General features: G+C 37.3%; 28 protein-coding genes. 20 read left to right on the forward strand and 8 right to left on the reverse strand.

The window, feature by feature from the left end; genetic code table 11:
- Positions 1-60: 60 nt before the first annotated feature.
- Positions 61-1,437 (reverse strand): MATE family efflux transporter, encoded by a 1,377-nt coding sequence (locus MKY80_RS10665; RefSeq protein WP_008174778.1) that lies wholly within the window; start codon positions 1,435-1,437, stop codon positions 61-63.
- 20 nt (positions 1,438-1,457) lie between these two features.
- On the reverse strand, positions 1,458-1,937 hold the full coding sequence (locus tag MKY80_RS10670; protein WP_008174777.1) for a DUF6530 family protein: 480 nt from the start codon (positions 1,935-1,937) through the stop codon (positions 1,458-1,460).
- A 696-nt stretch (positions 1,938-2,633) separates the two neighbouring features.
- Between MKY80_RS10670 and MKY80_RS10675 the strand changes: the two genes are divergently transcribed.
- From MKY80_RS10675 to MKY80_RS10695, 5 genes are all read left to right on the forward strand, one after another.
- A complete protein-coding gene (locus MKY80_RS10675; protein ID WP_008174776.1) occupies positions 2,634-3,104 on the forward strand; it encodes a peptide-methionine (S)-S-oxide reductase in 471 nt (156 codons plus the stop codon).
- Positions 3,105-3,131: 27 nt separating this feature from the next.
- A complete protein-coding gene (locus tag MKY80_RS10680; RefSeq protein ID WP_090001577.1) occupies positions 3,132-3,482 on the forward strand; it encodes an NUDIX domain-containing protein in 351 nt (116 codons plus the stop codon).
- A 155-nt stretch (positions 3,483-3,637) separates the two neighbouring features.
- Positions 3,638-3,898 carry a hypothetical protein gene (locus MKY80_RS10685; protein ID WP_237068823.1) on the forward strand — a complete coding sequence of 87 codons (261 nt, stop codon included), beginning with the start codon at positions 3,638-3,640 and terminating at the stop codon, positions 3,896-3,898.
- Positions 3,899-4,165: 267 nt separating this feature from the next.
- Positions 4,166-4,501 carry a hypothetical protein gene (locus MKY80_RS10690; protein WP_008174773.1) on the forward strand — a complete coding sequence of 112 codons (336 nt, stop codon included), beginning with the start codon at positions 4,166-4,168 and terminating at the stop codon, positions 4,499-4,501.
- 148 nt (positions 4,502-4,649) lie between these two features.
- Complete coding sequence (locus MKY80_RS10695; protein WP_342532905.1) at positions 4,650-7,715, forward strand: ATP-binding protein; 3,066 nt, start codon at positions 4,650-4,652, stop codon at positions 7,713-7,715.
- A gap of 27 nt (positions 7,716-7,742) precedes the next feature.
- Here MKY80_RS10695 and MKY80_RS10700 read toward each other — a convergent pair whose 3' ends face one another.
- Entirely contained in the window at positions 7,743-8,618 is an 876-nt protein-coding gene (locus MKY80_RS10700; protein WP_237068836.1) for a DMT family transporter, read from the reverse strand.
- 205 nt (positions 8,619-8,823) lie between these two features.
- Between MKY80_RS10700 and MKY80_RS10705 the strand changes: the two genes are divergently transcribed.
- The 3 genes from MKY80_RS10705 (at position 8,824) to MKY80_RS10715 (ending at position 10,182) form a co-directional block, all read left to right on the forward strand.
- A complete protein-coding gene (locus tag MKY80_RS10705) occupies positions 8,824-9,294 on the forward strand; it encodes an Lrp/AsnC family transcriptional regulator (RefSeq protein WP_008174770.1) in 471 nt (156 codons plus the stop codon).
- A gap of 161 nt (positions 9,295-9,455) precedes the next feature.
- Positions 9,456-9,734 carry a metalloregulator ArsR/SmtB family transcription factor gene (locus MKY80_RS10710; RefSeq protein WP_008174769.1) on the forward strand — a complete coding sequence of 93 codons (279 nt, stop codon included), beginning with the start codon at positions 9,456-9,458 and terminating at the stop codon, positions 9,732-9,734.
- Between the two features lie 64 nt (positions 9,735-9,798).
- Positions 9,799-10,182, forward strand: a complete 384-nt coding sequence (locus MKY80_RS10715) for a VOC family protein (protein WP_043989828.1) — start codon at positions 9,799-9,801, stop codon at positions 10,180-10,182.
- Between the two features lie 53 nt (positions 10,183-10,235).
- Here the strand turns inward: MKY80_RS10715 and MKY80_RS10720 are convergent, their stop codons facing one another.
- Together MKY80_RS10720 and MKY80_RS10725 are read right to left on the reverse strand one after the other, a co-directional pair.
- Positions 10,236-10,415 carry a hypothetical protein gene (locus tag MKY80_RS10720; protein WP_342532908.1) on the reverse strand — a complete coding sequence of 60 codons (180 nt, stop codon included), beginning with the start codon at positions 10,413-10,415 and terminating at the stop codon, positions 10,236-10,238.
- A gap of 82 nt (positions 10,416-10,497) precedes the next feature.
- Complete coding sequence (locus MKY80_RS10725) at positions 10,498-11,340, reverse strand: copper amine oxidase N-terminal domain-containing protein (RefSeq protein WP_008174766.1); 843 nt, start codon at positions 11,338-11,340, stop codon at positions 10,498-10,500.
- Between the two features lie 141 nt (positions 11,341-11,481).
- On the opposite strand from MKY80_RS10725, the gene MKY80_RS10730 reads away from it, so the two are divergent.
- A complete protein-coding gene (locus tag MKY80_RS10730; RefSeq protein WP_164908711.1) occupies positions 11,482-11,646 on the forward strand; it encodes a hypothetical protein in 165 nt (54 codons plus the stop codon).
- 129 nt (positions 11,647-11,775) lie between these two features.
- Here MKY80_RS10730 and MKY80_RS10735 read toward each other — a convergent pair whose 3' ends face one another.
- A complete protein-coding gene (locus tag MKY80_RS10735; protein ID WP_089984412.1) occupies positions 11,776-12,243 on the reverse strand; it encodes a DinB family protein in 468 nt (155 codons plus the stop codon).
- A gap of 89 nt (positions 12,244-12,332) precedes the next feature.
- Positions 12,333-12,950, reverse strand: coding sequence for a LysE family translocator (locus MKY80_RS10740; RefSeq protein ID WP_025115411.1), 618 nt, complete (start codon positions 12,948-12,950; stop codon positions 12,333-12,335).
- Positions 12,951-13,196: 246 nt separating this feature from the next.
- On the opposite strand from MKY80_RS10740, the gene fabZ reads away from it, so the two are divergent.
- The 4 genes from fabZ to MKY80_RS10760 all read left to right on the forward strand — a co-directional run bounded on the left by fabZ (position 13,197) and on the right by MKY80_RS10760 (position 15,492).
- Positions 13,197-13,622, forward strand: a complete 426-nt coding sequence (gene fabZ / locus MKY80_RS10745) for a 3-hydroxyacyl-ACP dehydratase FabZ (RefSeq protein WP_008174760.1) — start codon at positions 13,197-13,199, stop codon at positions 13,620-13,622.
- A gap of 127 nt (positions 13,623-13,749) precedes the next feature.
- On the forward strand, positions 13,750-14,244 hold the full coding sequence (locus MKY80_RS10750) for a hydroxymyristoyl-ACP dehydratase (protein ID WP_342532912.1): 495 nt from the start codon (positions 13,750-13,752) through the stop codon (positions 14,242-14,244).
- Positions 14,228-14,668: a DinB family protein gene (locus MKY80_RS10755; protein ID WP_089984407.1), complete on the forward strand. Its 441-nt coding sequence runs from the start codon at positions 14,228-14,230 to the stop codon at positions 14,666-14,668. Before MKY80_RS10750 ends, MKY80_RS10755 begins: the two co-directional genes overlap by 17 nt.
- Before the next feature lie 77 nt (positions 14,669-14,745).
- Positions 14,746-15,492 (forward strand): polysaccharide deacetylase family protein, encoded by a 747-nt coding sequence (locus MKY80_RS10760; RefSeq protein ID WP_089984405.1) that lies wholly within the window; start codon positions 14,746-14,748, stop codon positions 15,490-15,492.
- Between the two features lie 56 nt (positions 15,493-15,548).
- Here MKY80_RS10760 and MKY80_RS10765 read toward each other — a convergent pair whose 3' ends face one another.
- Positions 15,549-15,821 (reverse strand): translation initiation factor 2, encoded by a 273-nt coding sequence (locus tag MKY80_RS10765; RefSeq protein WP_089984403.1) that lies wholly within the window; start codon positions 15,819-15,821, stop codon positions 15,549-15,551.
- 127 nt (positions 15,822-15,948) lie between these two features.
- Here MKY80_RS10765 and MKY80_RS10770 point away from each other — a divergent pair, with 127 nt between their 5' ends.
- The 7 genes from MKY80_RS10770 (at position 15,949) to MKY80_RS10800 (ending at position 24,403) form a co-directional block, all read left to right on the forward strand.
- Positions 15,949-16,722, forward strand: a complete 774-nt coding sequence (locus MKY80_RS10770; protein WP_239354529.1) for a GNAT family N-acetyltransferase — start codon at positions 15,949-15,951, stop codon at positions 16,720-16,722.
- Positions 16,723-17,039: 317 nt separating this feature from the next.
- A complete protein-coding gene (locus tag MKY80_RS10775; RefSeq protein WP_008181642.1) occupies positions 17,040-18,554 on the forward strand; it encodes a S41 family peptidase in 1,515 nt (504 codons plus the stop codon).
- 69 nt (positions 18,555-18,623) lie between these two features.
- Complete coding sequence (locus MKY80_RS10780) at positions 18,624-19,523, forward strand: CobW family GTP-binding protein (RefSeq protein ID WP_089984400.1); 900 nt, start codon at positions 18,624-18,626, stop codon at positions 19,521-19,523.
- Between the two features lie 447 nt (positions 19,524-19,970).
- Complete coding sequence (locus MKY80_RS10785) at positions 19,971-20,657, forward strand: CAP domain-containing protein (protein ID WP_008181638.1); 687 nt, start codon at positions 19,971-19,973, stop codon at positions 20,655-20,657.
- Positions 20,658-20,878: 221 nt separating this feature from the next.
- Positions 20,879-22,312 carry a spore germination protein gene (locus MKY80_RS10790; protein ID WP_008181636.1) on the forward strand — a complete coding sequence of 478 codons (1,434 nt, stop codon included), beginning with the start codon at positions 20,879-20,881 and terminating at the stop codon, positions 22,310-22,312.
- Positions 22,309-23,337 carry a GerAB/ArcD/ProY family transporter gene (locus MKY80_RS10795; RefSeq protein WP_342532917.1) on the forward strand — a complete coding sequence of 343 codons (1,029 nt, stop codon included), beginning with the start codon at positions 22,309-22,311 and terminating at the stop codon, positions 23,335-23,337. The genes MKY80_RS10790 and MKY80_RS10795 overlap by 4 nt, the downstream gene beginning before the upstream one ends.
- Positions 23,327-24,403 carry a Ger(x)C family spore germination protein gene (locus MKY80_RS10800; RefSeq protein WP_043990818.1) on the forward strand — a complete coding sequence of 359 codons (1,077 nt, stop codon included), beginning with the start codon at positions 23,327-23,329 and terminating at the stop codon, positions 24,401-24,403. Before MKY80_RS10795 ends, MKY80_RS10800 begins: the two co-directional genes overlap by 11 nt.
- Positions 24,404-24,418: the final 15 nt, after the last annotated feature.

Consider the following 24,418-nt stretch of genomic DNA (forward strand, 5'->3'; position numbering starts at 1 on the left):
ACCTGGTCATTTTGTGTTTATCGAAAAAAGGACATGCGTTATTTGCATATCCTCAGTTCTTTAATCGTTAAGCATAGCTTTTAATGTTCGTTTTTGCCAGCCTAGCTTGAAGTAAGCATACTGCATAATGAAATGTACACAGAAGGTAATTGGGTAGGCTAACCATACACCATTTAAGTCTAGTGAAGTGTGGTGAGATAGTAGGAACGCTAATGGTACCTCAACTACCCAAATCGTAATGACTAAGAAAATTGTCGGCCATAAAACGACACCTGTTGCACGCATCGTAGCTGAAACCGTTTGTGTATGCCCAAAAATTAAATAACTCCAAAAGGCGATATATAAATAATTTTTGGCAATGAGCACAGTATCATGTGAATCGATAAAGAAGGCCAAAATTGGCTCAGCAAATAGATACATGATCAGTATAATGGCGCCTCCTAAAAGATAATTGATACGGACACCCATTTGGCGAATTTTTTTAATCATTTCTGTAGAATTTGCACCTAATGCCTGTGCGACAAATACAGATGTAGCAATGGCAATACTCATCGCAGGTACCTGTGCATAGCTAGCGACCTGATTAACAACGCCGTAAGCCGCCGTCGCATTGGAGCCATAGACGTTGACAAAGCCAATGACAGCAATTTCTGCGACAGAGATAGCGACCATACTAATACTAGAAGGAATCGCTAGCTTTAACAATGAAGCTAAAATATCTTTCTTCAATTTAAAATGCTGTAAAATAGATTTGTCTAAACGCAGTAAATGCTTTGTTTTATGCAAATATGCCAGTAACAAGATCATTGTTACTAGGTTTGATAAAACGGATGCATAAGCGGCACCATTTAAGCCAAATGCAGGCAAGCCAAACCAACCGAACAGTAATGGGGGAAGGAAGGCGATATTTAACACAACACTAATAACTAAAAATAGAAATGGTGTTTTGGAATCGCCAACTCCACGCATAAAGGTTGTATACACCATATACCAGAACATAATTGGTAACGTGAAGAATAAAATTTGCGCATAGCTAATACTCATGTCTAATATATTAGCTGGTGTTTGCATAAAACGTAAAATCCACTCAATAAAAAAGCCGCCAAAGATTGCCACAACAATGGATAAAATCGTTGTGAAGGCGAGCGTTACTCCAACAACTTCCTTCATCTTAGCATGATTACCAGCCCCGAAAGTTTGCCCGACTAAAATGGAGCTACCTGATCCAATGCCAATGGCAAATGCCATTAAAAAGAAGAAAAATGGGAAAAAGGCTGAAATCGCTGCTAGTGCATCGACACCTAAATTACGCCCCACTAAAAACATGGCAAAAACCTGGCCAACGGATTGCAGGACATTCGCCAACATAACAGGAATTAAAAAATTAAAAAAGGCTTTCTTAAGTTGTTGATCATCTTGTAACATTTGTGCATTCATCAATAGGTTCCTCTTGAGTTTTAATAACCCATTTCTTTTAAGATTCGTGACAATGTGCGCAGTCGTTCACCGATTAGCTCACCATCATTATTTAACGCTTGCTGAAAAAGTTGAATATCTTCATTGATTTGCTCATTTTCTGTGCAAACTTCCACAGTCATGGCATCTCCCTGTAAGCCTACACGCTTAATCACAGGGTTTTCTTCATCATATAAATGTTCGAAGCGATAGGCATCTTTAAAATGAAGTTGTGCCTCACATACTAAAATAGCAAGGTCCAGCACACGATGCAGGGGAAGTTCTTCTGATTGACGAGACCATTTACCACCAGTATGGCGCCAAACTTTCGCTGAAATATCCACCTTTCCTCTGTCATTCCACTGTGCTAAACCGAGAGAAAGCCCTTGAGCATCAGTTTGATAAGCTGTACGCCCATCAATATTGGCATAGTTTTCGGCAACAATTACGGGTTTATGTTTTAAATGTGTTGGGATGTTCATGTAAAAAAACTCCTTATCATTTGAATTTAGTAATTTACTAAATTACTGCTTTAGTAAATTTAGCATTAGCGACTTCATAAGTCAATCCAAAAATTAGTGGCGTTTACCTGTATGACATTGGCCAAACAATATAACGCAAGACAAATGGAGGGTTTTAGTGCCTGTTTTTGTGAACCTAGGTTTACCCTGTTTTTCTGGATAAATCGTATCGGTGTATGGAGCGGTATTATACATATTGCATAGGCAATTCAAAGGATTATGAAATATACATGTATGGGGAGGAGTATGTACAAGCAGCATGTAGGAATCTACTTATTCTAAAAGTATGCTGGATGCTTTTGACTATGTCTTGTGATTTATTCTTATCGCTTGCCTTGAAGGAATCGTTTAGGTGGTTATCCAAAAGGTATAAAAAATTTTTAACATTAGCTGTAACTTTTCTAGCGTGAACACGACTACTGTAATAGTAGGATACAAAAACTAAAGCAAACTAGTAAGTTTCACTTTTCACAAAAAGACCAGGACTCCCAGTAAGGTGAGCATCCTGGTCTTTTTGTGTTTAGAGAAGAGATTGCCTGTAATTTCATCGATTTTCATGATAGTATGGAATAAACATTTAGAAATTTCTTACAAAAATATACGTAGGAATTAGATAGTTCGTATGATTTGTTTCATTAAACAAAGAGGTGAATAAGGATGGAAGTAGTATATTTTGCAGGTGGTTGCTTATGGGGAGTACAAGCTTTTATAAAAAACTTACCTGGCGTTAAGTTTACAGAGGCAGGAAGAGCCAATGGAACAAGTTATACCCTTGAGGGGGATTATGATGGGTATGCCGAATGCGTAAAAACAGGATTTGATCCTTCCGTTGTAACCATCCAGGAGTTAATGGGGTATTTTTTTGAAATTATTGATCCTTACAGTTTGAATAAACAAGGACAGGATGTTGGCGAGAAATACAGAACGGGAGTTTATAGTGAAAATCCGGAACACTTACTAGAGGCGAAGGCGTTTCTTGGGGAAAGAAATGATTACGATTTGATCGTTGTTGAAGTATTACCTCTTACGAATTATGTGAGAAGTGCAGAAGAACATCAAGATAGGTTAGCAAAATGTCCAAATGATTATTGTCATATTCCAGAAGAACTATTAAATAAATATAAGTAAGAGAGATGATTATTTTCGGAGGAAAAATTGACTACTACATATGTAAATTGGGGAGAATCAAACGTTAAATTAACTTGGGAAAAAAATAACTTACTGCCCCCTGATCATTTAATAACAAGTGTACATGGCTTTTGTTTTCAAGAGGATCCATTATTATTGGTAGATGTCAATCATAGAGGATGGGATTTTCCAGGAGGACATATTGAACCTGGAGAAAGCCCAGAAGATTGCTTTAAACGGGAAGCGCAGGAGGAGGGGTATGTGGAAGGCAAATATGAATCTGCTCAACGGATGTTTGTTAATCCCAATGATATGGCCTCTTATTATCACAATTGGAACATTCTTTATAAGGAAATAGTAGATTGTGCAATACAATAACATTTTCGAATATATACATTGAGCCTATCAGAGCTCGAACATAAATGTATATATCTTTTATTCCTTAGTCTTTTAAAGTATATACTCTTTTCATTGTCTTTAATGTTATAATTTGTTAAATAATGAAATGTGTATATTGCTTATGGGGGGAACAAATGAATAAAAATTTATTGTCTGTTTCTATTATTTTTTTAGGATTCTGTTTGCTTTTAGGTGCATGGTTTATATCGCAGTCTTTCACATCCGAACAAGTCGATAAAACGAAGAAAGAACAATTCAGGTATGAGTTAATCTCGCCAAACGATAGTAATATCATTATATTTGATAAGCAAAGCGGGGAGTATTGGCGGAAGTATATAGAACCTAATGAGGGACCCACTGATTGGGAAAAGCAAAGTTCGCCAATTACTAAATAATGTAATTTCTAATGAGGGTACATAATAATCAAACACTTGTTGATGTAACGCATCTTTAGGCATGTCCTCTTCATGCACGTTTGGCAAGCCACTTGATGAGGAAGGCATTTTATATGGATGCTCATAACACTCATCGCCCTAATCTTGCTTATCATCTTTGAATGTAAATGGAAGTTCCACGTTAGAGATGGAAGTATACAGTATTTTTATAAAAATAAAACTTTTACCAAATGGATGCGTACATAAAGAAAGAAGGGGGTTTTTAGAATGAACCGAAAACATTATATAATGATGGTTATTGCATTTATTGTAGAATTTTCCCTAACTTATTGGATTGCCTCCGTATTTTCTGTAAGGTTTATAGAAGTCATGTTTTTCACAGGGGCTGCCTTTACATTAGGAACGCTCTACTTTACAAGTAGTGGTGGTGCTATGTCAAGATTTTTTGCAGCTCAATCTGGAGCCGTAACAGGCATTATCCAGGAGCGAGACCGATTTCAGTTTAAAGCAGGTCCTGTTTTTATAGCATCACTTATATTCGTACTAATAGGTTTGGTATTCTTTATCTTACTTGTTACAGGCATCATTCCACCGCAGAAATGATAATAGGTAAGGGAAATCAAGATAGTCACTAGACTGTCTTGTTTTTTTGGGGGAAAAATAGATTGTTCAGATTCTGTATAAGTAGACTTGGTAGAATAGGAGGTTATGGGATTACTTTTAGATTGAGGAGGTGTTATGATCATTCACTATGAAACATAGAAAAATTGCTGTCATCATTATATTCTTTATAGTCTTTTTAACAGGTTCTCGTATTTTATGGCTTCAATCATTTACGCAGCCCGATCAACCATATGCAATGAAAGGGCAGATGGATGTCCGTAATTTTGATTTTCAACAAAGTGCATTAACTCTTGATGGCGAATGGTCCTTCTATCCATCGCAATGGTTGATGGATAATCATTCTTCCAACCAGACATACATACAAGTCCCGGATGGCTGGGACAAAGTTTTTCAGGAAGGGGAGCAAAGCCCATTTGGATATGGCTCTTATCAACTAAAAATACTGGTTAATCCAGATGAGACAAAAACCTTTAGTATAAGAGTGCCAAGTATTCGTAGTGCCGCAGAAATATATGTGAACGATCGCTTCATTGCGAAATCAGGGGAGCTAGGTGAAAATCGAGCGCAAACGGTGGCTAAAAATGTACCGTTTACAGCCTCATTCGAGACAAATGGTGAAAGTGAAATCGAACTGATTATTCAAGTAGCCAACTTTCAAGATCCTCGTAATGGGGGAATTGTCCGTTCTATCAAATTTGGACAAGAAGATGTAATCAATCGGGAGACACAATTGTCCGTCACAATGCAGCTATTAGTGGCAGTTGTTTTAGTCTTGCATGCCATCTACTCTGTTATTCTCTATTTAGTTGGAAATAAAGATAAACGCTTACTATTCTTTTCGATCTTAACCGTAAGTATTATGTTTTATTATTTATTAGGAAGTGATGATAAACTTCTTTCATTTTGGTTTCCCATAAATTATGATTGGGGTTTTATATTAGTCCATCTTTCTATGGTGGGCATTGGCTATTCATTACTGCAATGTATAGAACACTGGCTACCGCGACATTTACAGCTCTATAAACATGTATACACTTTTTTCAGCATGGTAGCGATCCTATTAGCCTTCACATTACCTATACGTTATCTTGTTTCCATGCAAGCATTTTATATGGTTATTTTAGGAGCTCCGATCGTTATTACTTTAATCTTAATGATTGGAAAATCAATAAAGGATATTCGCAGGAATGTTTTTATTTTATTAGGATTAGTGGCCTTTGTGAATAGTATCATTTGGGATGTCATACTGCTGATTACAGGCATAAAAATCATTTCTTATCCTTTTGATTTGATTGTGACAATTGCCTGTTTAGCGACATTGTGGTTTAAAGATTATGCAAAGGTACATGCCGATACGAAGGAGCTTGCTCATAAACTGCAAGAGATTGATAAAATCAAGGATGAATTTTTGGCAACTACCTCTCATGAATTACGTAATCCACTTCATAGCATTATCAATATGTCTAAAGCAGTACTTGATCGTGAAGCTAAGACGTTAACTACAAAAAGTGTGAATGATTTAGAAACTGTTCTGTCCGTAGGGAATCGAATGTCTTTGTTGTTAAATGATTTGCTGGATGTCATGCGCTTGAAAGACGATACACAACAATTACAACTAAGTATGGTATCCATCCATTCTATTGCTGTAGGTGTATTTGATATGCTGCGCTTTATGATTGAGGGAAAGCCTGTTCAGTTCGTCCTGAAAATACCAGAAGATTTTCAAAGAGTGCAAGCTGATGAAAATCGTGTGATCCAAATAGTCTTTAATTTAGTGCATAATGCTGTGAAATTTACGAATGAAGGGTCGATTACGATTTCGAGTTATACGCGTAATGGGATGGCGAATATCGTCATTACAGATACAGGTATCGGTGTGGACGATGAAACCATGCGTCGAATATTTGAACCATATGAGCAAGGAACGATCAGTAAAACTATGGTAGAGGGAGGGTTTGGGCTAGGGCTTAACATCTGTAAGCGGCTCATTGAATTCCATGGAGGAACATTGGAAGTGCAATCCGTTGTAGGACAAGGCTCCACCTTTACCTTTACATTGCCCCTAGCAGATGAATCGAATGTCCAAGTGCCACTTGAAAAGGTACGACAGAGCGTTAGCAAGAGTTCAGAGCGCACAGCAAGTTTACAAGCAGCCTTGGAGGATGATCAAAGTGCGGAGTGGAATCATCCACGTATTTTAGTAGTGGATGATGAGCCTATTAATTTGCGAGTAGTTGAGACAATTTTAGCAAATGAACAATATGACATTGTTACGGTGACAAGTGGCTTAGATGCGCTAGTAAGTATTCAATCACACGAATGGGATTTAGTTATTTCAGATGTGATGATGCCGAAAATGTCAGGGTATGAATTAGTGCGCCTCATTCGGAAGCAATTCTCCATCACCGATTTACCTATATTATTGCTGACAGCGCGTAGTCAACCCCAGGATCTTGAAAAAGGCTTTTTAGCAGGTGCGAATGATTATGTGACCAAGCCTGTCGATGCACTAGAGCTACGTTCACGAGTAGCGGCATTAATAAAGGTGAAGCGATCCATTCAAGAACGTCATCGTATGGAAGCTGCCTGGCTGCAGGCACAAATTGAGCCTCATTTTCTTTTTAACACGTTAAATGCCATTTTAACGTTGAGTGAAATGGATAGTGAACGAACAAGTAGATTAGTAGAGGCACTCAGCGATTTTTTAAGAGAATCCTATAATTTTCAAAATGTTGAAGCACTTGTGCCGTTAGAAAATGAACTTACATTAATTCAAGCTTATCTTTATATTCAGCAGGAGCGCTTCGGCGATCGTATTCACGTTAAATGGGATTTAGAGGCATCTACCGATGTGCTCATCCCCTCATTAACTATCCAGCCCTTAGTTGAAAATGCTCTACAGCATGGTATTTTAAAACGGACAGAAGGGGGAACGATCCATATTCGAATTTTTGAAAGTGAATCACAACTTGAAATTACAGTTTCGGACAATGGTGTTGGCATGGATGAACTTCGTTTGTCCCAGTTACTTCAAACAACGCAACAGCCGTCCAAAAGCATTGGTTTAATGAATACCCATCTTCGCCTTCAACAGCATTATAGGCAAGGATTGACTATTACGAGTAAGCTACATGAAGGAACATCTGTTTCTTTTGTAGTTCTTGTGAAGAAGCCCGTAAAACAAGATGCATGACACGTCTGTGTGCCATGCATCTTTTCTTTATAGTATAGCCTGCGGAGCTTTTGTTTTAAAATGGGTGAACAGATAGCATCCCATAATGACGATAAGCCCACCAATTCCCTGGAGCCAGGACATATTTTCTCCAATAAATAAATAGGCGAGAAGTGCAGTGAAAATGGGATTGAAGTTTAAAAAAATACCCGATGTGGTCGCGCCTAACTTCTGTACACCTATATTCCAAAATACCATACAAACAACGGTGGAAATAATGCCGGTATATAGCATGGAAAGAATGAAAGATGTATTGACATTCGTAAAGGTAAAGTCTGCACTCGTAAATGGTAGGAGCAGTAGCACACCGAATACCCCGGCATACAAAGTAGCCATTAAGGGGGAGGCTGTTTGCATAGCCCATTTACTACATATGGAATATAGACCCCAAACGCACACAGCTGCCAGCATCCATAAATCGCCTGTATTCAATTGAAAATCCAGCAATAGCTGCCAATCTCCTTTTGAAAGAACGAGAACTACCCCAAACAATGATAAAACCATTGCCGATAACTGCCATTTCGTTATTTTTTCTTTCAGCAAGACAAACGAAAAAAGGGCAATGGATATTGTATTCATGGTAGAAATAAGCCCTGCATTAGTAGAAGTCGTAAGCTCTAATGCTAGAAACTGAAAAATATTAAAGAGAGCAACCCCTGTAACACCCATTAAAAGTAGCGGGACAATCGCTTGTTTGGGGGGAACTAATTTTTTTTCTTTCCACCAAACCAATGGGACAAGGACAATGACGGCAATTAACCATCTGACTGTTGTCAATGTCATAGGAGAAGCATGGGCAACAAGCGTCTTGGCAACTACAAAATTCCCTCCCCACAGTAAACTTGTGACAAGCATTAGACCCATATACAATTTAACCAAAGCTCGTAACACCCCTCTTAACTTTATGTATATTAAGAATCATAGCATTAACAGTGATTTCGCTGTATAATATTTTGTGAAATTGATTAAATTTGAAATAAAATTAAGTATATGGAGTTTTTTTGGAATATTGTTCGGAAAAGAAGCTCTGTGGATACATCATGGGAAATAATCAAAAGGGGAGACATCAATGGAGGATAGCAAGAATAAAGAACTAGACAGAACGGATCTTCAAATTTTAGATATTTTACAGCGAGAGGTTCATATTAGTAATGCCGAATTGGCGAGACGTGTCAGCTTATCGCCACCAGCGACTCATACTAGAGTCAAACGAATGGAAAACGAAGGCTATATCGATCAGCAAGTCGCTATTTTAAATCAGGAAAAACTAGGATTTGATTTACTGTGCTATGTTTTTATGAGTACGGATATCCATCAAGCAAAGGAAATAGAGGAATTGGAAACAAGCCTACAAACGATGACAGAAATATTGGAATGTCACTGTTTAACAGGTGCCTATGATTATTTATTAAAAATCGTTATCCGAGATCGTCAAGAATTGAATCAATTTATTCGGAAATTAAATAGGTTAGGTATCTCTAGAATTCAAACAAATTTATCCTTACGAGAAATCAAATATTCCACGGTGTTACCCTTATAAAAACACAGCAAGTGTGAGTGTCCTACTCAAGCTTGCTGTGTTTTTTATTATTATATATTTACAGAAATATATATATTTAAAATTGCTTTGTTTTTACTTATAGGCAACTACTAGGTTGCTTATACTTGACATGCAACCAAAAAGTTGCCTATAATCAATTTATGAAATGGGATAAAGACGCTATATTTAAAGCACTTGCAGACTCGACTCGGAGGCTTATAATAGACGAGCTATGTGAACAAAATGAGATGACCTTATATGAGTTAACGGTTCGTCTACTTATGAAGTACGAGCTTTCCATAACGAGACAAGCAATTGCTAAACATCTTGCTGTTTTGGAAGGGGCAGGGCTTGTCACATCTAAGCGGAAGGGGAAATATCGAGTTGTTATGTTTAACAATGAACCACTTAAAGATTTATTGAAGGGGTGGGTAGAGTAATTTTTTGAACATCATACAATAGGGCGTGAAGCATTTTGTGCAACTAACAGAGGAGGCTATTCAAATGAACATTATCGTGAACAGTATATTTGTAACAGACCAAGCAAAGGCATTGTCATTTTATACAGAAAAGCTAGGATTTGTTAAAAAAGAAGATGAACCATTAGGAAAGCATAGATGGCTGACGCTTGTATCGCCAGATGAGCAAGGTGGAACTGAGCTTTTACTAGAGCCGGATGAGCACCCTGCCGCAAAGGATTATCAAAAGAGAATATTCGCTGAAGGTATTCCAGCAACAATGTTTGGTGTTGCAAATATTCATGAGGAGTACAAGCAATTATTAGAAAAGGGCGTAGAATTTACGATGACGCCAACAAAAATGGGGGCCGTCACTATAGCTGTCTTGGATGATACTTGTGGCAACCTTATACAGATTATCCAAAAATAATTCATGATGAATGCGTGTTTTGAGTCTATTCAAAACACGCTTTTTCTATTTATTCATTCATGTATGGCTAAACCTCGGTTATTCTCTAAAAAATCTAGGGTTTCTTTTGGTTGTGCATTTACGGTTTGTTCTTTAGCTTCAGCTTCTTCGCTTGGCGGCGCTTCTTCCGATGAACAGGCTGCTAAAGCCAATAGTAATAATAATACCAAACTACATGACAGTAACTTCTGCATGAGGCAAACCTCCATCCATAAATCGTTGATATGAATATTTTGCACATTTTCATACAGAATATGTTTAGTTTACTGTTATTTTTTAAAGAACGGTATTGCTAATAATTTTATTAAATCCGTTGTTAGTTGCGGCATTCATAAGCTGTTGAATAGACTGCATTTTATTATCTGAGAATATATACCAGCTATCATTATGAACATCATGGAGAAGAAGCGTAGGATAACCTTTTAATAGTTCATCAGGGAATGCTTGGTTTAAGGAATACGTATCCAACTGCTGAACACTTTTATTGTCAGCGTTTAAGAAATCATATTGTCCAAGCTTATAATAGGAACCAGGTATGTCCAGATTTAATTGCCAAGAATAGTCTTTAGGCGCTTCTACTTTATCTCCTTTTTGCTGAAAAATTTTGTACATAGCGTTGTGATAGCTATGTCCCTTAACTTCTTGAATAACTCCACCCATCGTCATGTGATATTCATAGTGAAGAGCCTTTATTTTTTGATTGTTAATGAATAGTGGCTTTGTCGCAATATTAACAGTACTTTGTTTGTAATCGACTTGACTGCCGAATGTTTCAGCAATAAAACGGATTGGAACGAAGGTACGATTATTTTTAAGATATGGTGTTGTATCCAATTGTTCCGCTTGACCGTTTTTAATAACGGTCTGACTGTTTAAAGTTAAAATAACGGTTGATTGGTTCGTTGAAAGGATAATTTGTGAATCCTTCCATTGTACTTGCGCACCTAAATTTTCACTAATTACACGCAAAGGTACCATTGTTCGATTGTTTTTGACCTCAGGTGCTGTATCAGTTTTCACGACAACCTCGTCAATCTTTAGTTGTAGTGTTGCTGCGTCAGCAGGGGAAGCTGTCCATAATACAGCTGTTAATAATAGGCCTGTGAAGATTTTTTTCATGGTAGTTGCCCTCCTTTATTTTCACGACCTTATTTTACCATAAAATTCTAATGTGATTATAATAGTTTACTATTTATTAATTTTTTACAGTGTATAAACCGATTTTGAAATCGAATACTAAGAGTGAAAGGAGGTTTTTTTGTGAAATATTTAACATGGGGCATAGTTGGTGCAGCATTGTTTGCTGCGATGAAAGGCTACGGGAAATCAAACCAAGGACAGAAGGATAGCTACCAACAAACGACAACACCTGTTCAATTAGTAGCTAATGCAAATCCTTTAACAGCGAATACACCGAAACAGTAAAAGACATCACAGCTTATAGATTATTTTGATCTATAAGCTTGTTATATTTTACATAAAAATCCTATGGTTTCTTTATGAAAGATGGGTAGAAGATTGGCTTTATTCATGATCAATTTGAAGAGCTTCTGACTAAGACTCGTTAAGAATCCGATGAATCGTTAAGATTGCCTGCACATGCATGCCCTCATGGAAAATAGTTCGCAGTAGTACTTGTTCTATAGTTTGCATGCCCATCTCAATGGGAGGGAATACTTCCATTAATCGATGACCATATTGTTCCTTTAGCTGTTCGGGCTGCTGGGCCAATAACATTTTTAATGCTTCAAAAGATGGGGTTTTTTCATCAAAATGATCAGGTGAGGTACCGAATCCAAACCAGTTGGTGAAATGGTCTAGTTCCTTATGTTTGTCTTTTGTTAGAGCCTCTATCCATAAATATTGATCGAGATATAAATGGCCCATATTCCAGCGGATATTATTATGGAAGTCAGTCGGAATGATATTGGCCGTTTCGTCTGTTAGTTGATCTAGTATTTGTAGTAACTCGCTTCGATAATGCTGTAGTTGTTGAAATAAATTTTCTTGTCGCTGATTCATTGTAAAACCTCCTTTTAGTATGTATTAGCTATTGCCACCAATTTTCCTCCAAAAAAAAGAAGAACTCCGATTTGGGTTCTTCTCGTCATTTATTTGCTTTGTGTTTGTAGGGCTAATCTGACACCTAGACCGATATAGACAAAGCCAACCGTTTTCTCAAGCCAACGGGAGCTTCCACTTGTTTTCGTAAACATTTTTTCTCCGATAAAGCTTGTTACAACAGCTAGTAAAATAGTATACAACGCACTCATGACAACAAATGTAATGCCAAGTGTCAGCAGTTGAACTGTAACAGATGTCTCATTATGCTGGATAAATTGAGGTAAAAAGGCAAGGAAAAATAATGCCGTCTTTGGATTTAATATTTCGGCTAAAAAGCCTTGGCGGAATGAAGTACTTGCTGGGCTTTGTTCCACAGTAGGCTGTTCAATTTTCTTCGGCTTTGTTACGAGCATTTGTATTCCTAAATATACAAGATAAGCTACACCTATATATTTCACTACTTCAAAGGCTGTGGCAGATTTCATTAAAATAGCAGATAGACCTAAAACAGCTGCCAGAGTATGGACTAAGTCGCCGAGACCGATACCTAAAGCTGTATAAATGCCATTCTTTTTACCACTTTTTAACGTTTGTGTAATGGTGATAATGACTGCAGGTCCTGGAATTAAAAATAATAAAAGAACTATTGCGATAAAAGATAACATGCTTACCATCCTATTCTAATAAACTAATCATTCTAGGGTGAATGCATGACATATTATATTCTAGCTACTATAGAGCTGTCGATAAAGAAATATTGAAAAAGGAATGAAAAAATATTCAGAAAATAATAAGCGGATAGTATATGCGACTTGAATGGATGATTCGCTTTATAGTTCAGGGTATTTTTTAGTACCAACTAATAGTATTTAATGATAGAATGAGATCATTAAAAAAATGGAGGTATCCGCATGTTAACTAGTCAACAAATACAAGAAATTTTACCACATCGTTATCCATTCCTTTTGGTGGATCGTATTGAAGAATTGGAGGAAGGAAAACGTGCAGTAGGTCTTAAAAATGTGACGATCAATGAGGAGTTTTTTAACGGTCATTTTCCCCAATATCCTGTGATGCCAGGTGTTCTGATAGTGGAAGCATTAGCGCAAGTTAGCGCGGTCATCATGCTAACGAAGGAAGGCAATGAGGGAAGACTGGGATTGCTAGCAGGCATAGATCAATGTCGTTTTAAAAAACAAGTGAAGCCTGGAGATCAATTACGTCTTGAAGTAGAAATTACACGTGTAAAAGGCTCAATCGGTAAAGGGAAGGGAATCGCGACGGTTGATGGAGAAATGGTTTGTGAAATGGAGCTTGTGTTCGCATTTGGCAATTAAGAAATTTGCTCAATAGACGGTGTTATAGCCTTTTTAGCGTAAAAATAGATAAAGACTTGCTTCAAGGCGTACTACACCCCTAATTTTCTTTCATATAATAGTAATCATTATGACCGAATGAGGGGGATTGAGGGTCGCTATAGTAGAATGTAATGAAAAGCGGTTACGGCCAGAGGAAGCATTAGATAATGATTTTTGTGATCGATTTGTACAAAAAATGCATAAACAAATTCTCCATAAGAAGCTTCACCAAGATATTTATCAGTCCTATTTTGTTATTTTTCAGCAACAATATACAACACAGGAGCTATGCTTTATCATACGTATGTTAAGGCAGCAGGCGGAGGAAATTATGCGTTTAAAGCCCATTTTCATCACTTTAAGTGGGGTCATTTTGTCCGTGTTTACGTTGATTGCTGCTGCCGTGAATAGCCAATTGATGATGGGACATTCGCTTGTCCAAATTGTGGCCTTGGCGATATTGAGTTTGAATGTCACGATTCTCTTTATTTCCTATAAAATTGAAAAAGAACATAAACGAGTGCAGGCTGTGATAGCGTTAGTAGATTATTACGTGACCATTTATCAAACAGGAGATGATCATTATGCAGAACATCATTGAATCATTACGTTATTGGTTGCTGAAAATCCCCGAAATGTTTCACATTATGACTGAAACAGAAATGACAGAACGCACTGCTCCGAATAGATGGTCTAAAAAAGAATACTTAGGTCATTTATGCGATTCTGCTCTCATCAACCTTGAACGATTTATAAAGATTCAATACGACGTTTCACCATATGTAGTGTCTACATACGACCAAGTTCAATGGGTCGAGCTACAGGGTTATCAAAAATTACCTATAGAAGAAATCTTATTATTATGGACGAGCTTAAATAAAAAAATATTGGTGGTATTGGGAAACCTCTCAGAACAGGCATTATCTCGACCTTGTGATATGGGTCAACAGCAAAAGGTGACACTCAAATGGCTCGTTCAGGATTATCTCGATCACCTAGAGCATCATGTGAAAAAGCATTTATAATATTTATCGAAATGTAAGCATTTTTTTGCGAAATCCTCAAATAATAAAGTACGAAAAAATTTTGGGGACGTGAAGATTTGAAAAAATTATTACTGTTTTTACTGCCACTTTGTCTGATTACGGTGTCATTTTTCTATGTCAAAGCAAGTTCTTATGACAATAAAGGCAGAAAGTATTATGAAGAAGCTGGACAAATACTTTGGGAAATCCAAACAGAGGAGAAAATCATCGCACTCACATTTGATGATGGCCCACATCGCACATACACAGCGGATGTTCTAGATGTTTTGGATAAATATCAAGCAAAAGCCACATTCTTCATTGTTGGACAAAATGCAGAAAAAAATCCTGAGCTTATTTCGAGAATGTACGATGAAGGGCATGAATTGGCCAACCATACGTATACCCATCCTTTAAAAACAAATGTAACGAATTTGATGAAGGAAATTGATCAAACGAATGAAACTCTTTATAGTATTACCGGTTTTAAACCCACTTTATTCCGTCCGGTGGAAGGGCAGTTCTCAGATGCGATGATAGATGCAATCGCAAAAGAGGGCTATAAAGTGGTGATGTGGTCATGGCATTTGGATACACTTGACTGGAAGAGCCCAGGCGTTAATCGAATTGTGAATACCGTCATAAAAGGAGTAAAGGCAGGTAATATTGTGTTGTTTCACGATGGTGGAGGGAATCGGGCACAGACAGTGAAAGCGCTAGAGCAAATTTTACCAGAGCTTGAAAAACAGGGCTATCGCTTTGTGACCGTTTCAGAATTGCTTGAAGTACAGATGGCTCACAAAAAAATGGAAAAAAAACAGTAGTGTTGAGAGCCTTCTTTCAACACTACTTTTTATTGCGATTTCTCTTTATGTAAAGGTTATTTCAGCATTTTTTTGATGTGCTTCAGCTCACCAATTAAATAATCAATTTGCTTCTGCATATTATCAATTTGAACGTTTGATTGGCTGTCACCATTATTATTTTGAGAAGAATCCTTATTCGCATTAACGAGTGCCTCTAGGGCAAGACCTGCTGCAATGGTCTGTAGGCCATCTCCTAGTGTTGAAATGGCTGTGCCAATATAAGATAACTTAGCTGCATATATTTCCAAGGAATCATTGTTTTGATCGGGCTTATTATTTCTCCCCATTATCCTTCCTCCTTATGTTTGTCATTACTTGCATCATATGCGTGAGGAAGATAAAAGGAGAACGATTTAAATGATTCACAAGAAATGGTAAAATTAGCTGAACGACTAAATATTGGAGGAGCGGCCATTGACACATATAGAGATAGTTGAAATGGATGGACAATTGTTGGAGGGGATAGGGAGTTATTGTTTAAGAAGCAAGAAAATAGGTGAAGGCTATAAAAGCAAAAATAAATGGCTAAATCAACAATTTGAAAAGGGCTTACGTTATATACAGTTATTAGAAGAACAAAAACAAGTGGGCTTTATAGAGTATACTGACGCAGAATATTCCTCTAGGGTTGTGCATGCGGAAGGCTATATAATGATTCATTGTTTATGGGTAAGCGCTGTTGGAAAGGGGTACGGTACACAATTATTGCAAAAGTGCATAGATGATGCTAAACAACGGGGTAAAAAAGGAGTAGCGGTTCTTACTAATGACCATACTTCGTGGACCCCAAGCAAGGCTTTATTTTTACAGCACCAATTCCAACTAGTCGCCACTGCACCTTTTGATTTCGAATTATTGGTTTACCCATTTAGTGGAGATGTAGAGTTACCGTATTTTCCTGAAAATTGGCATGAACGTTTAGCAGGCTATCACAACTTGACGATTCTTCGATCTTTTCAATGTCCATATGTAGAAGTCGCAACGGAGAACATTTTAGCCGCTGCCAGTAAGCTAGATATTTCAGTAGACTTAGTCGAAATCCAAAGCCGTGAAGAGTTGATGGAAAAATCGCCGACACCCTATGGGATTTTCTCTGTCATCTATAAAGGACAGCTTATTTCCTTTCACCGATTAACGGTTCATTCTATTTATAAAAAGCTTCAAACCCTATTAGAAGAACCTGTGTAAAAAAAATTACCATGATTTGAAACTTTTTCAGTCACTGGCACGTTATATTTTTATAGTATTTCTATGATTCAATTGAATTTTTAGTTGACTGCTACTAGGAAATGAGTAAAATTAGAAGGCAGTACCATTATATACCTTAAGCTTCTATAGGGAATGATGGGTCCATAAGCATTTGGATGCGAGATGCTTGGAAGCAGGATCAGACAAGGTCTGTCATAAAATTTCGACAGTCTTTTTCTTTTCGTCTTCTGTATAACCTGTTAAGATGGTAGTAGTGTGACAACAAGTTAGTGTATATGAGAGTGGTGACAATCAAGATGGATGAACAGAAAAATGAAAGTACGGAACAGCAGCAAGAGTCAACACCTGCTGAAATTAAGCCAGCAGGACAATTTATACAATTAAAACCGTTTAAATTCATCATGCTAATGTTCTTTACAATTCTTATTACTGCCGGTTTAACGATTTTTGCGTTAACATTTGGTGATAAGAAAGTAGTAGAAGTGAAAGTTCCTGTAGAACGTGAGGAATTTACGAAATTATATGAAGCATTTGATTTACTGAAAAATAACTATTACAAAGATATTGAAGATGAAAAGGTTGTCGATGGTGCTATTAATGGCATGTTCGACGCATTAGGAGACCCGTACTCTGATTTTATGGTGAAGGAAGAAGCAGACCAATTTAACTCTGGTTTATCTTCAAGCTTCCAAGGAATTGGTGCAGAAATTCAAGAACGTAATGGTTATATTACAGTTGTGTCACCGATTAAAAATTCCCCTGCTGAGAAGGCAGGCTTATTACCAAAAGATATCATCTTAACAGTTGATGGGAAAAGCATTCAAGGTTTCAGTGCTACAGAAGCAGTAGCGTTAATTCGCGGCGAAAAGGGAACGCCTGTGAAATTATCAGTGAAACGTGGCGACAATACGGAGCCTATTCAAATGACAATTGTTCGTGATGAAATCCCAGTAGAAACTGTATATGGTGAAATGCTTGATGGCAATATTGCTCATATTCAAATTACATCGTTTAGTGAACAAACTGCCCAAGAGCTTGAAAAAATCCTCGTGGAGTACGAAGGCAAAGGCATGAAGGGGATTGTTTTAGATTTACGTCAAAATCCTGGTGGCTACTTAAAGGCTGCAGTGGATATTTCTAATCTGTTCGTTCCAGAAGGCAAGGCCATTGTACAGGTACAAGAAAAGGATACAGAACCAGAAGTCACAAATGCGATTGCTGGTAAAAAATATAACCTACCAATTACAGTTCTAGTTGATGGTGGTAGTGCTTCTGCCTCCGAGATTTTAGCTGGTGCTTTAAAAGAATCTGTTGGTGCAAAGGTTGTCGGTGAAACATCCTTCGGTAAAGGCACAGTTCAAAATGTGACTCCGTTAAAAGACGGCTCTAATCTGAAATTTACTACAGGTAAATGGTTAACGCCGAAAGGTAACTGGATTAATGAAAAAGGGATTACTCCTGATGTCAAGGTCGCTTACCCAACATATGCCTCATTACCATACTTGAATGCTTCTATAGAAATGAAGGCAGGTATGCAATCAGACTCTGTGAAGGCGGCAGAGGAGATGCTCCAAGTATTAGGGTACGAGCCTGGTGAAATAGATGGTCTTTTCGATGACAATACAGCGCATGCAGTAGAACAATTACAAGCTGCGAATAATCTTGAAGAGACAGGTGTTTTAACAGGAAACACAACGTATGCATTAATGGATGCTTTACGTGCAAAAATGAAAGCTGATGATCCTCAGTTGTTAAAAGCGAAAGAGCTTCTTTTAGGTACAGCTGATAAGACAGAGGAAACTACAAACTAACATTACAACTGTCGCAACAGTCGTCTTCACGGCATCTGCGACAGCTTTTTTTATAGGAGGAAGAAGAGAATGAAGGATGTATATCTATTTAGTGGCTTTTTAGGAAGTGGCAAAACATCGATGCTGACAGATGTGATTCGCCAACTAAAGGAGAAAAATTTAAAGCCCGCGGTTATTATGAATGAACTGGGCAAGCTACCATTTGACTCACAGGCCGTGGAAAAGGATATTCCGCTCAAAGAGATGCTAGAAGGCTGTATTTGCTGTTCTGGTGCTGAAAAAACAGAGGCACAAATTCAATCTCTTCTATTAGATAGTGATTTTGATGTATTAATTATTGAAACAACGGGTGCTGCCCATCCGGTCGAGGCTTTAGATGCGGTATATTCACCATTGTTTGCTGATAAGCTTAATGTCAAAGGCATTGTAACAGTGGCTGATTCAAAGCTATGGCTTCACCGTGATACGCTGACACCACAAGTACGTTCTCTATTTATGGAACAAATTCGCCATGCACACTTATTATTAGCAAATAAAACGGATCTTTTAACAGAGGCAGAGCAAGCGCAAGTAGTCTATGAGCTACAAAGCTTAAATCCCCATGCCTTTATTTTGCAAACGACGAATGGACGAGTACCACTGTCATTATTAGAGAATTTAAAGGCAACGACACAAATGGATAAAGCTGATATTGTGAAAGCGCCGATAGCCTCTATGCAACTTGGCTCGCGCTTAGTAGAATTTACGGATATGGAGTTTACCCAGGAGCAATTTGAAGAATGGGTACGTGCATTACCTGAAACAATTTATCGAATGAAAGGGTATGTGCCGATAGAAGGCATTAAAAATCCAATGCTGTTCCAATATGCATATGGCATGGTTCAATGGCTACCCGAATATATAAAAATGCCAGCGAAACTTGTTATTATTGGTGAAAACGTAGGAACTCTTCCTGTTATTGGCATTTAATAAAGAAAATGTAAACCTGTGGATTATTGCACAATTTAGACAATGTGTGGATTACGCAGGTTTTTTTATTTTTATGTAAAGAGAATGTAACGCGTCTGTAATATATTTGTAATATAAATAGTGAGAAGAGCCACTAGAACTAGTGATATCACAATTCTGGCGGCTTTCAATCAGGATCATTAGAGTAACTGAATCATTGAATAACGCATACATTTTGGATTCACTTTTATGGTGAATTTACGATAATATTTGCTAGATTTATAGGGGTGTCAACCCACTTTCAAACGTAAGTATTTCATAGATTGGTTAATCCTACTAAGAAATATAGCAAAAAAACCCCGATTTTTCGCGTATTTATTTCCGTATTGGCGTAGTTAGCAGATGCTGGTAAGAATTTAATGAAAATTATCCTTTACGATTAATGGCATAGAAGGAGGAATTGCAAACATGAAAAAAACACTAACTGCAATTTGTGCAACATTTCTTTTAGCAGCTCCAATTCAAATAGCTTCTGCTGCTACAAATACAACAGAGGGGAATTCAGTAAAGCAAACAACAAACTGTAAAGTTTATTATAAATGGTCTAACAATCATAAATGGAATATTCAATTCCCGCAGGCATCTACACCATCTAAAGAGACGCCTACAACAAATAATAACAATACGGCAACTACGCCAAACAATAATCAATCATCACAAAACGAAAAGCCAGCAACACCACCAACTAGCTCTACACCTTCAACAACAACTTCAGATGTGAATGCATTTGAACAAGAGGTAGTAAAATTAACAAACGCTGAACGTACAAAGGCTGGTTTATCTCCATTACAAACAGATGATAAATTAATGGCGGCAGCTCGTGAAAAATCACAAGATATGCAAAGTAATAACTATTTCTCACATACAAGTCCAACATTCGGTTCACCATTTGATCGTATGAAAGCTTTAGGAATCGCCTATAAAAGTGCAGGAGAAAACATTGCACAAGGTCAACGTTCTCCACAAGAAGTAGTACAAGCGTGGATGGACTCACCTGGTCACCGTGCTAACATTTTAAATGGTAAATTTACACATATTGGTGTAGGTTACGTGAAATCAGGTAATTACTGGACACAACAATTTATTACAAAATAAGATTCTTGTTTACGAAAATGTCTTATAAGTCTACTAGGCTTATAGGGCATTTTTTTATTGAATGAATGTAGAAGTGGGAAGTACAGGTAGAGCCAAAAATAAATATTAAAAAGATGCCTAGTTAAAATCCGTCTGGGCATCTTTTTATGGAGATGAATCCGTTATAAATTTGTTTGAAATAAGAGAAAAATGCTTATACTCTCCAGTAGAGGAGGCGTTTTATGGATAGAGTGGAATATATGATGAAAAGCCTGCAAAAAGCATTCTACCATTCCTCTGATTTGACAGTCAGACAGGTAGATTGGCATGAAGGCAATACAGCTATTTTATGCTTTTACGCTTCTCTTGTAGATGCTAAGGAAGTTCAAAAAGTTTTAGATACAATTTATGCACGTTTAGATACAGCAAAGCCTTTTTGGAGTGAAACATTAATTACGACATTAGAAAATTTTTCATTACCCCTTGCGATAGAGCGAGTTTGTCAGGGAGAAACCATCGTTATATTGCCTGATACAGGAAAAATGCTGGCGCTTACTATAGTGAATGAAGTTCGACGTAACCTCGAAGAACCGAGTAGCGAAAGTATTTTACGTGGCTCTCATGAAGGTCTAATTGAGCGTGTGGATACCAATTTAGCGTTAATACGTAGACGTATTAATAATCCTGCATTGGTCGTGAAATCATTTTCGATTGGCCAACAAACGAAATCAAAGGCGTATTATCTTTATATGGATGGGGTTATAAAGCCAGAGACATTACAAGAGATAGAGAAGCGGATTGCTGCTCTTCAAATTGATTATTTTTATAGCTCTGGTCAATTAAGTGATGCGCTAGAGGATTCTGTGTTATCTCCATTTCCGCAATTGTTAAATACCGAGCATCCAGATCGTGTAGTAGCCAATTTAGTGGAGGGTAAGGTTGTGGTCATGACGGATATTTCACCGACCGCATTTATTGCTCCTGTCACTTTTTTTTCATTCTATCAGACGCCAGATGATTATAATGGTCGAGTTGTAGTCGGTTCTTTTTATAAAATTGTTCGACTTCTGTCGTTTTTAACTGCCGTTTTTTTACCAGCCTTTTATATTGCCATTATAAGCTTTCATTTTGAAGTGCTACCATTGGAATTAAGTAATCAAGTGAAAAATGACGTAAATGATATTCCTTATCGACCGCTAATTGAAGCATTGATTCTAGAGATTATTATGGAATTGATTCGAGAGTCTAGCATTCGATTACCACAATCTGTAGGGCAGACAATTGGAATCGTAGGGGGATTAGTCATAGGGGATGCCATCGTCAGTGCGGGATTAGTTTCTAATTTAATGGTCATTGTTGTTGCATTAACGGCTATTTCCAGCTATGTTGTCCCGTCAGTCGAGTTAAATAGTACTATTCGCATGATCCGTTTTCCGTTTATGGTACTAGCCTCTTTGTTTGGTTTTTTAGGGATTGTCGTAGGAGTTGTCATTTTACTCATTCATTTAATTAATTTAACGTCTTTAAAACAGCCTTATTTTTCACCTATCATTCCTTTTCAACCGAAGGCAGTGCTTAAAATTTTTCTACGCTGGCCGTTTATTAAACCGACCGTGCAAGTTACATCGTTTCAACCACCAAAAGATGAGCAAACGAAAAACGAGGATACACCATGAATGTTTCCCTGACAAAGGCGCAGTTCTTTTTACTATTATTTATTTTTCAAACGGGTGTTGTCTACATTGCCTTTCAAACTCCTTTAATTATTTCCAGTAGAAATAGCTCATGGTTCATTTTTATTATAGCAAGTGTCATACATTATGGCCTACTCCTATTTTTTGAACGGTATTACTCGTATTTCTATTTAAATGGTTTCTTTCGTTGGGTGTATCAAATCTATTGGCTACTAGTGACCGTTGTCTTTATTGCCTATATGAGCTATGTTTTGGCATCGTGGGTGCTACCACAAACGCCCGAGTGGATTGTTGTTGTCATTATAGTAGCCCTTTCGTTATATGCCAACCTAAGTAGACCAGAAACGGTCATCAATATTGGTGTATTACTCATTCCCCTTATTTTTCTATTTGTGATTTTTCTCATGCTAACCATACCCGATTTAACGTGGAGTAATCTTTTTCCGATTGAATGGAATCATACAAAACAAATAGTAGCTGGCCTGATTCATAGTATCTATGCTTATTTTGGTATTGAAATGTACCTTATTTATCGCCCATTTTTACAAAAAGATTTACAAGTAAAGGGAAGACCCTTATTGACCTATCAACTAGTCATATTCGTCTTTTACTTTATCTCGGTACTTTTTACGCAAATGTTTTTCTCTTTAGATGAAATTAATCTCATACCAGAACCCATTATGTATATTTTAAAATCACAGGAAGTCACATTTGTGAAGCGACTTGATATTTTTTTCGTCTATATTTGGCTTTCCTGGTCGATTGTTACTATTATGGTTTATGGGCTATCTTTCAGAGTGCTTCATTTTATGAAACAAAAGAAGCATCCGAGAAGAAATATTATTGTGTATCATCTTTTCCTAGCCATTCTACCGCTTTTTGTCTTACATTTTCGAAGCATTGAGTTTATCAAAAATTCTTTACACTACGTATTCATCTTCTTTACTATTTTATTGCCTATAGTCATAATTGGTTGGAATAAATGGAGGGGAAAAAGTGTTTCGTAAAGGAATTGTGATGGTCCTGTCGATGTTACTGCTAGCTGGCTGCTGGGATGAAAGACTTTATAAAAACTCTTCCGTTGTGACGCTTGTTGGGATAGAAGGTTATGTTGGAACGTATAAAGGGTATTATGCTTATCCAACTTCAATGACTCAAGTAACGGAAATTATCGAGGCTGAAGGGTTATCACCTCGTGAAGTGCGGACAAATGCCAATTTAAAAGTGGAGCAAACACTTGATTTATCGGAGCTATCAACAATTCTGATTTCCGATCGTACGGCGAGGGAGTCCATCTTTGAACTATTGGATATATATTTTCGGGACCCTCAAAATCCTATATCTATCAAAATCGCGCTTACTGATGGTGATGTTAAACCGTTTGTAGATTTGACAAAAGATCTTGCCGGTAGCGCGGGGAGCTATTATCAGCGATTTATCGAAAGTTCAGAGGATAATACCTATTTTCCAAAGATCGATTTGCAAGTAGTGGGTTCTATGCTTTTGGATCAGACCATTGATATTGCTCTGCCTTATTTTCAACTTAATGAAGATAAAAAGCATGCGGTGGCAGGGGGCTTAGCTATATTTTCGGGACGAAGCTTTACCGGCACTGTCTTAACACCATCCCAATCCTTAACGATGCTGCTATTAATGAATAAAAAAAGTAAAGCAGCACGAATGAGCTATCTGTGGCAAAATGATGGGAAGGTCAATCCAATTACAGTTGATGTGTTAAAGGTGAAGCGTAAATGGACTGTCAATGAGGAATTACGAACAATAGATATGAGTTATACCATTGATGTGGAGGTTGAAGAATTTCCGCACGATCATTTATATAAGGATGAAATTTTTCAAGACGTACAACAAATGATAGAGGAAAACATGCAAGCTGAGTTTGAGGAAGTCTTGCGGATTCTTCAAAATCAAAAGTCTGATACATTAGGGATTGGTCGTCATATTCGGGCGTATCATCCAAACATGTTTAAGGAAGATTGGCATACCGAATTCTCCTCTTTATTACTCAAACCGAAAGTGGAAGTAAAAATCATTAGAACAGGAGTTTTACGTTAAAAAAATCGCCTTTCC

This window comes from Lysinibacillus sp. FSL R5-0849, from assembly GCF_038595075.1.
Classification (GTDB): domain Bacteria; phylum Bacillota; class Bacilli; order Bacillales_A; family Planococcaceae; genus Lysinibacillus; species Lysinibacillus fusiformis.

What these genes read in the sequence shown, in the direction of transcription:
- MKY80_RS10790 (WP_008181636.1), top strand. Translation starts at nt 20,879, where the DNA reads ATGGATAGAGTGGAATATATGATGAAAAGCCTGCAAAAAGCATTCTAC.
- MKY80_RS10700 (WP_237068836.1), bottom strand. Translation starts at nt 8,618, where the DNA reads ATGGGTCTAATGCTTGTCACAAGTTTACTGTGGGGAGGGAATTTTGTA.
- MKY80_RS10695 (WP_342532905.1), top strand. Translation starts at nt 4,650, where the DNA reads ATGAAACATAGAAAAATTGCTGTCATCATTATATTCTTTATAGTCTTT.
- MKY80_RS10765 (WP_089984403.1), bottom strand. Translation starts at nt 15,821, where the DNA reads ATGGGGAGAAATAATAAGCCCGATCAAAACAATGATTCCTTGGAAATA.
- MKY80_RS10775 (WP_008181642.1), top strand. Translation starts at nt 17,040, where the DNA reads ATGGATGAACAGAAAAATGAAAGTACGGAACAGCAGCAAGAGTCAACA.
- MKY80_RS10735 (WP_089984412.1), bottom strand. Translation starts at nt 12,243, where the DNA reads ATGAATCAGCGACAAGAAAATTTATTTCAACAACTACAGCATTATCGA.
- MKY80_RS10795 (WP_342532917.1), top strand. Translation starts at nt 22,309, where the DNA reads ATGAATGTTTCCCTGACAAAGGCGCAGTTCTTTTTACTATTATTTATT.
- MKY80_RS10740 (WP_025115411.1), bottom strand. Translation starts at nt 12,950, where the DNA reads ATGTTATCTTTTATCGCAATAGTTCTTTTATTATTTTTAATTCCAGGA.
- MKY80_RS10705 (WP_008174770.1), top strand. Translation starts at nt 8,824, where the DNA reads ATGGAGGATAGCAAGAATAAAGAACTAGACAGAACGGATCTTCAAATT.
- MKY80_RS10685 (WP_237068823.1), top strand. Translation starts at nt 3,638, where the DNA reads ATGAATAAAAATTTATTGTCTGTTTCTATTATTTTTTTAGGATTCTGT.
- MKY80_RS10710 (WP_008174769.1), top strand. Translation starts at nt 9,456, where the DNA reads ATGAAATGGGATAAAGACGCTATATTTAAAGCACTTGCAGACTCGACT.
- MKY80_RS10665 (WP_008174778.1), bottom strand. Translation starts at nt 1,437, where the DNA reads ATGAATGCACAAATGTTACAAGATGATCAACAACTTAAGAAAGCCTTT.
- MKY80_RS10690 (WP_008174773.1), top strand. Translation starts at nt 4,166, where the DNA reads ATGAACCGAAAACATTATATAATGATGGTTATTGCATTTATTGTAGAA.
- MKY80_RS10715 (WP_043989828.1), top strand. Translation starts at nt 9,799, where the DNA reads ATGAACATTATCGTGAACAGTATATTTGTAACAGACCAAGCAAAGGCA.
- MKY80_RS10725 (WP_008174766.1), bottom strand. Translation starts at nt 11,340, where the DNA reads ATGAAAAAAATCTTCACAGGCCTATTATTAACAGCTGTATTATGGACA.
- MKY80_RS10780 (WP_089984400.1), top strand. Translation starts at nt 18,624, where the DNA reads ATGAAGGATGTATATCTATTTAGTGGCTTTTTAGGAAGTGGCAAAACA.
- MKY80_RS10755 (WP_089984407.1), top strand. Translation starts at nt 14,228, where the DNA reads ATGCAGAACATCATTGAATCATTACGTTATTGGTTGCTGAAAATCCCC.
- MKY80_RS10720 (WP_342532908.1), bottom strand. Translation starts at nt 10,415, where the DNA reads ATGCAGAAGTTACTGTCATGTAGTTTGGTATTATTATTACTATTGGCT.
- MKY80_RS10670 (WP_008174777.1), bottom strand. Translation starts at nt 1,937, where the DNA reads ATGAACATCCCAACACATTTAAAACATAAACCCGTAATTGTTGCCGAA.
- MKY80_RS10785 (WP_008181638.1), top strand. Translation starts at nt 19,971, where the DNA reads ATGAAAAAAACACTAACTGCAATTTGTGCAACATTTCTTTTAGCAGCT.
- MKY80_RS10675 (WP_008174776.1), top strand. Translation starts at nt 2,634, where the DNA reads ATGGAAGTAGTATATTTTGCAGGTGGTTGCTTATGGGGAGTACAAGCT.
- fabZ (WP_008174760.1), top strand. Translation starts at nt 13,197, where the DNA reads ATGTTAACTAGTCAACAAATACAAGAAATTTTACCACATCGTTATCCA.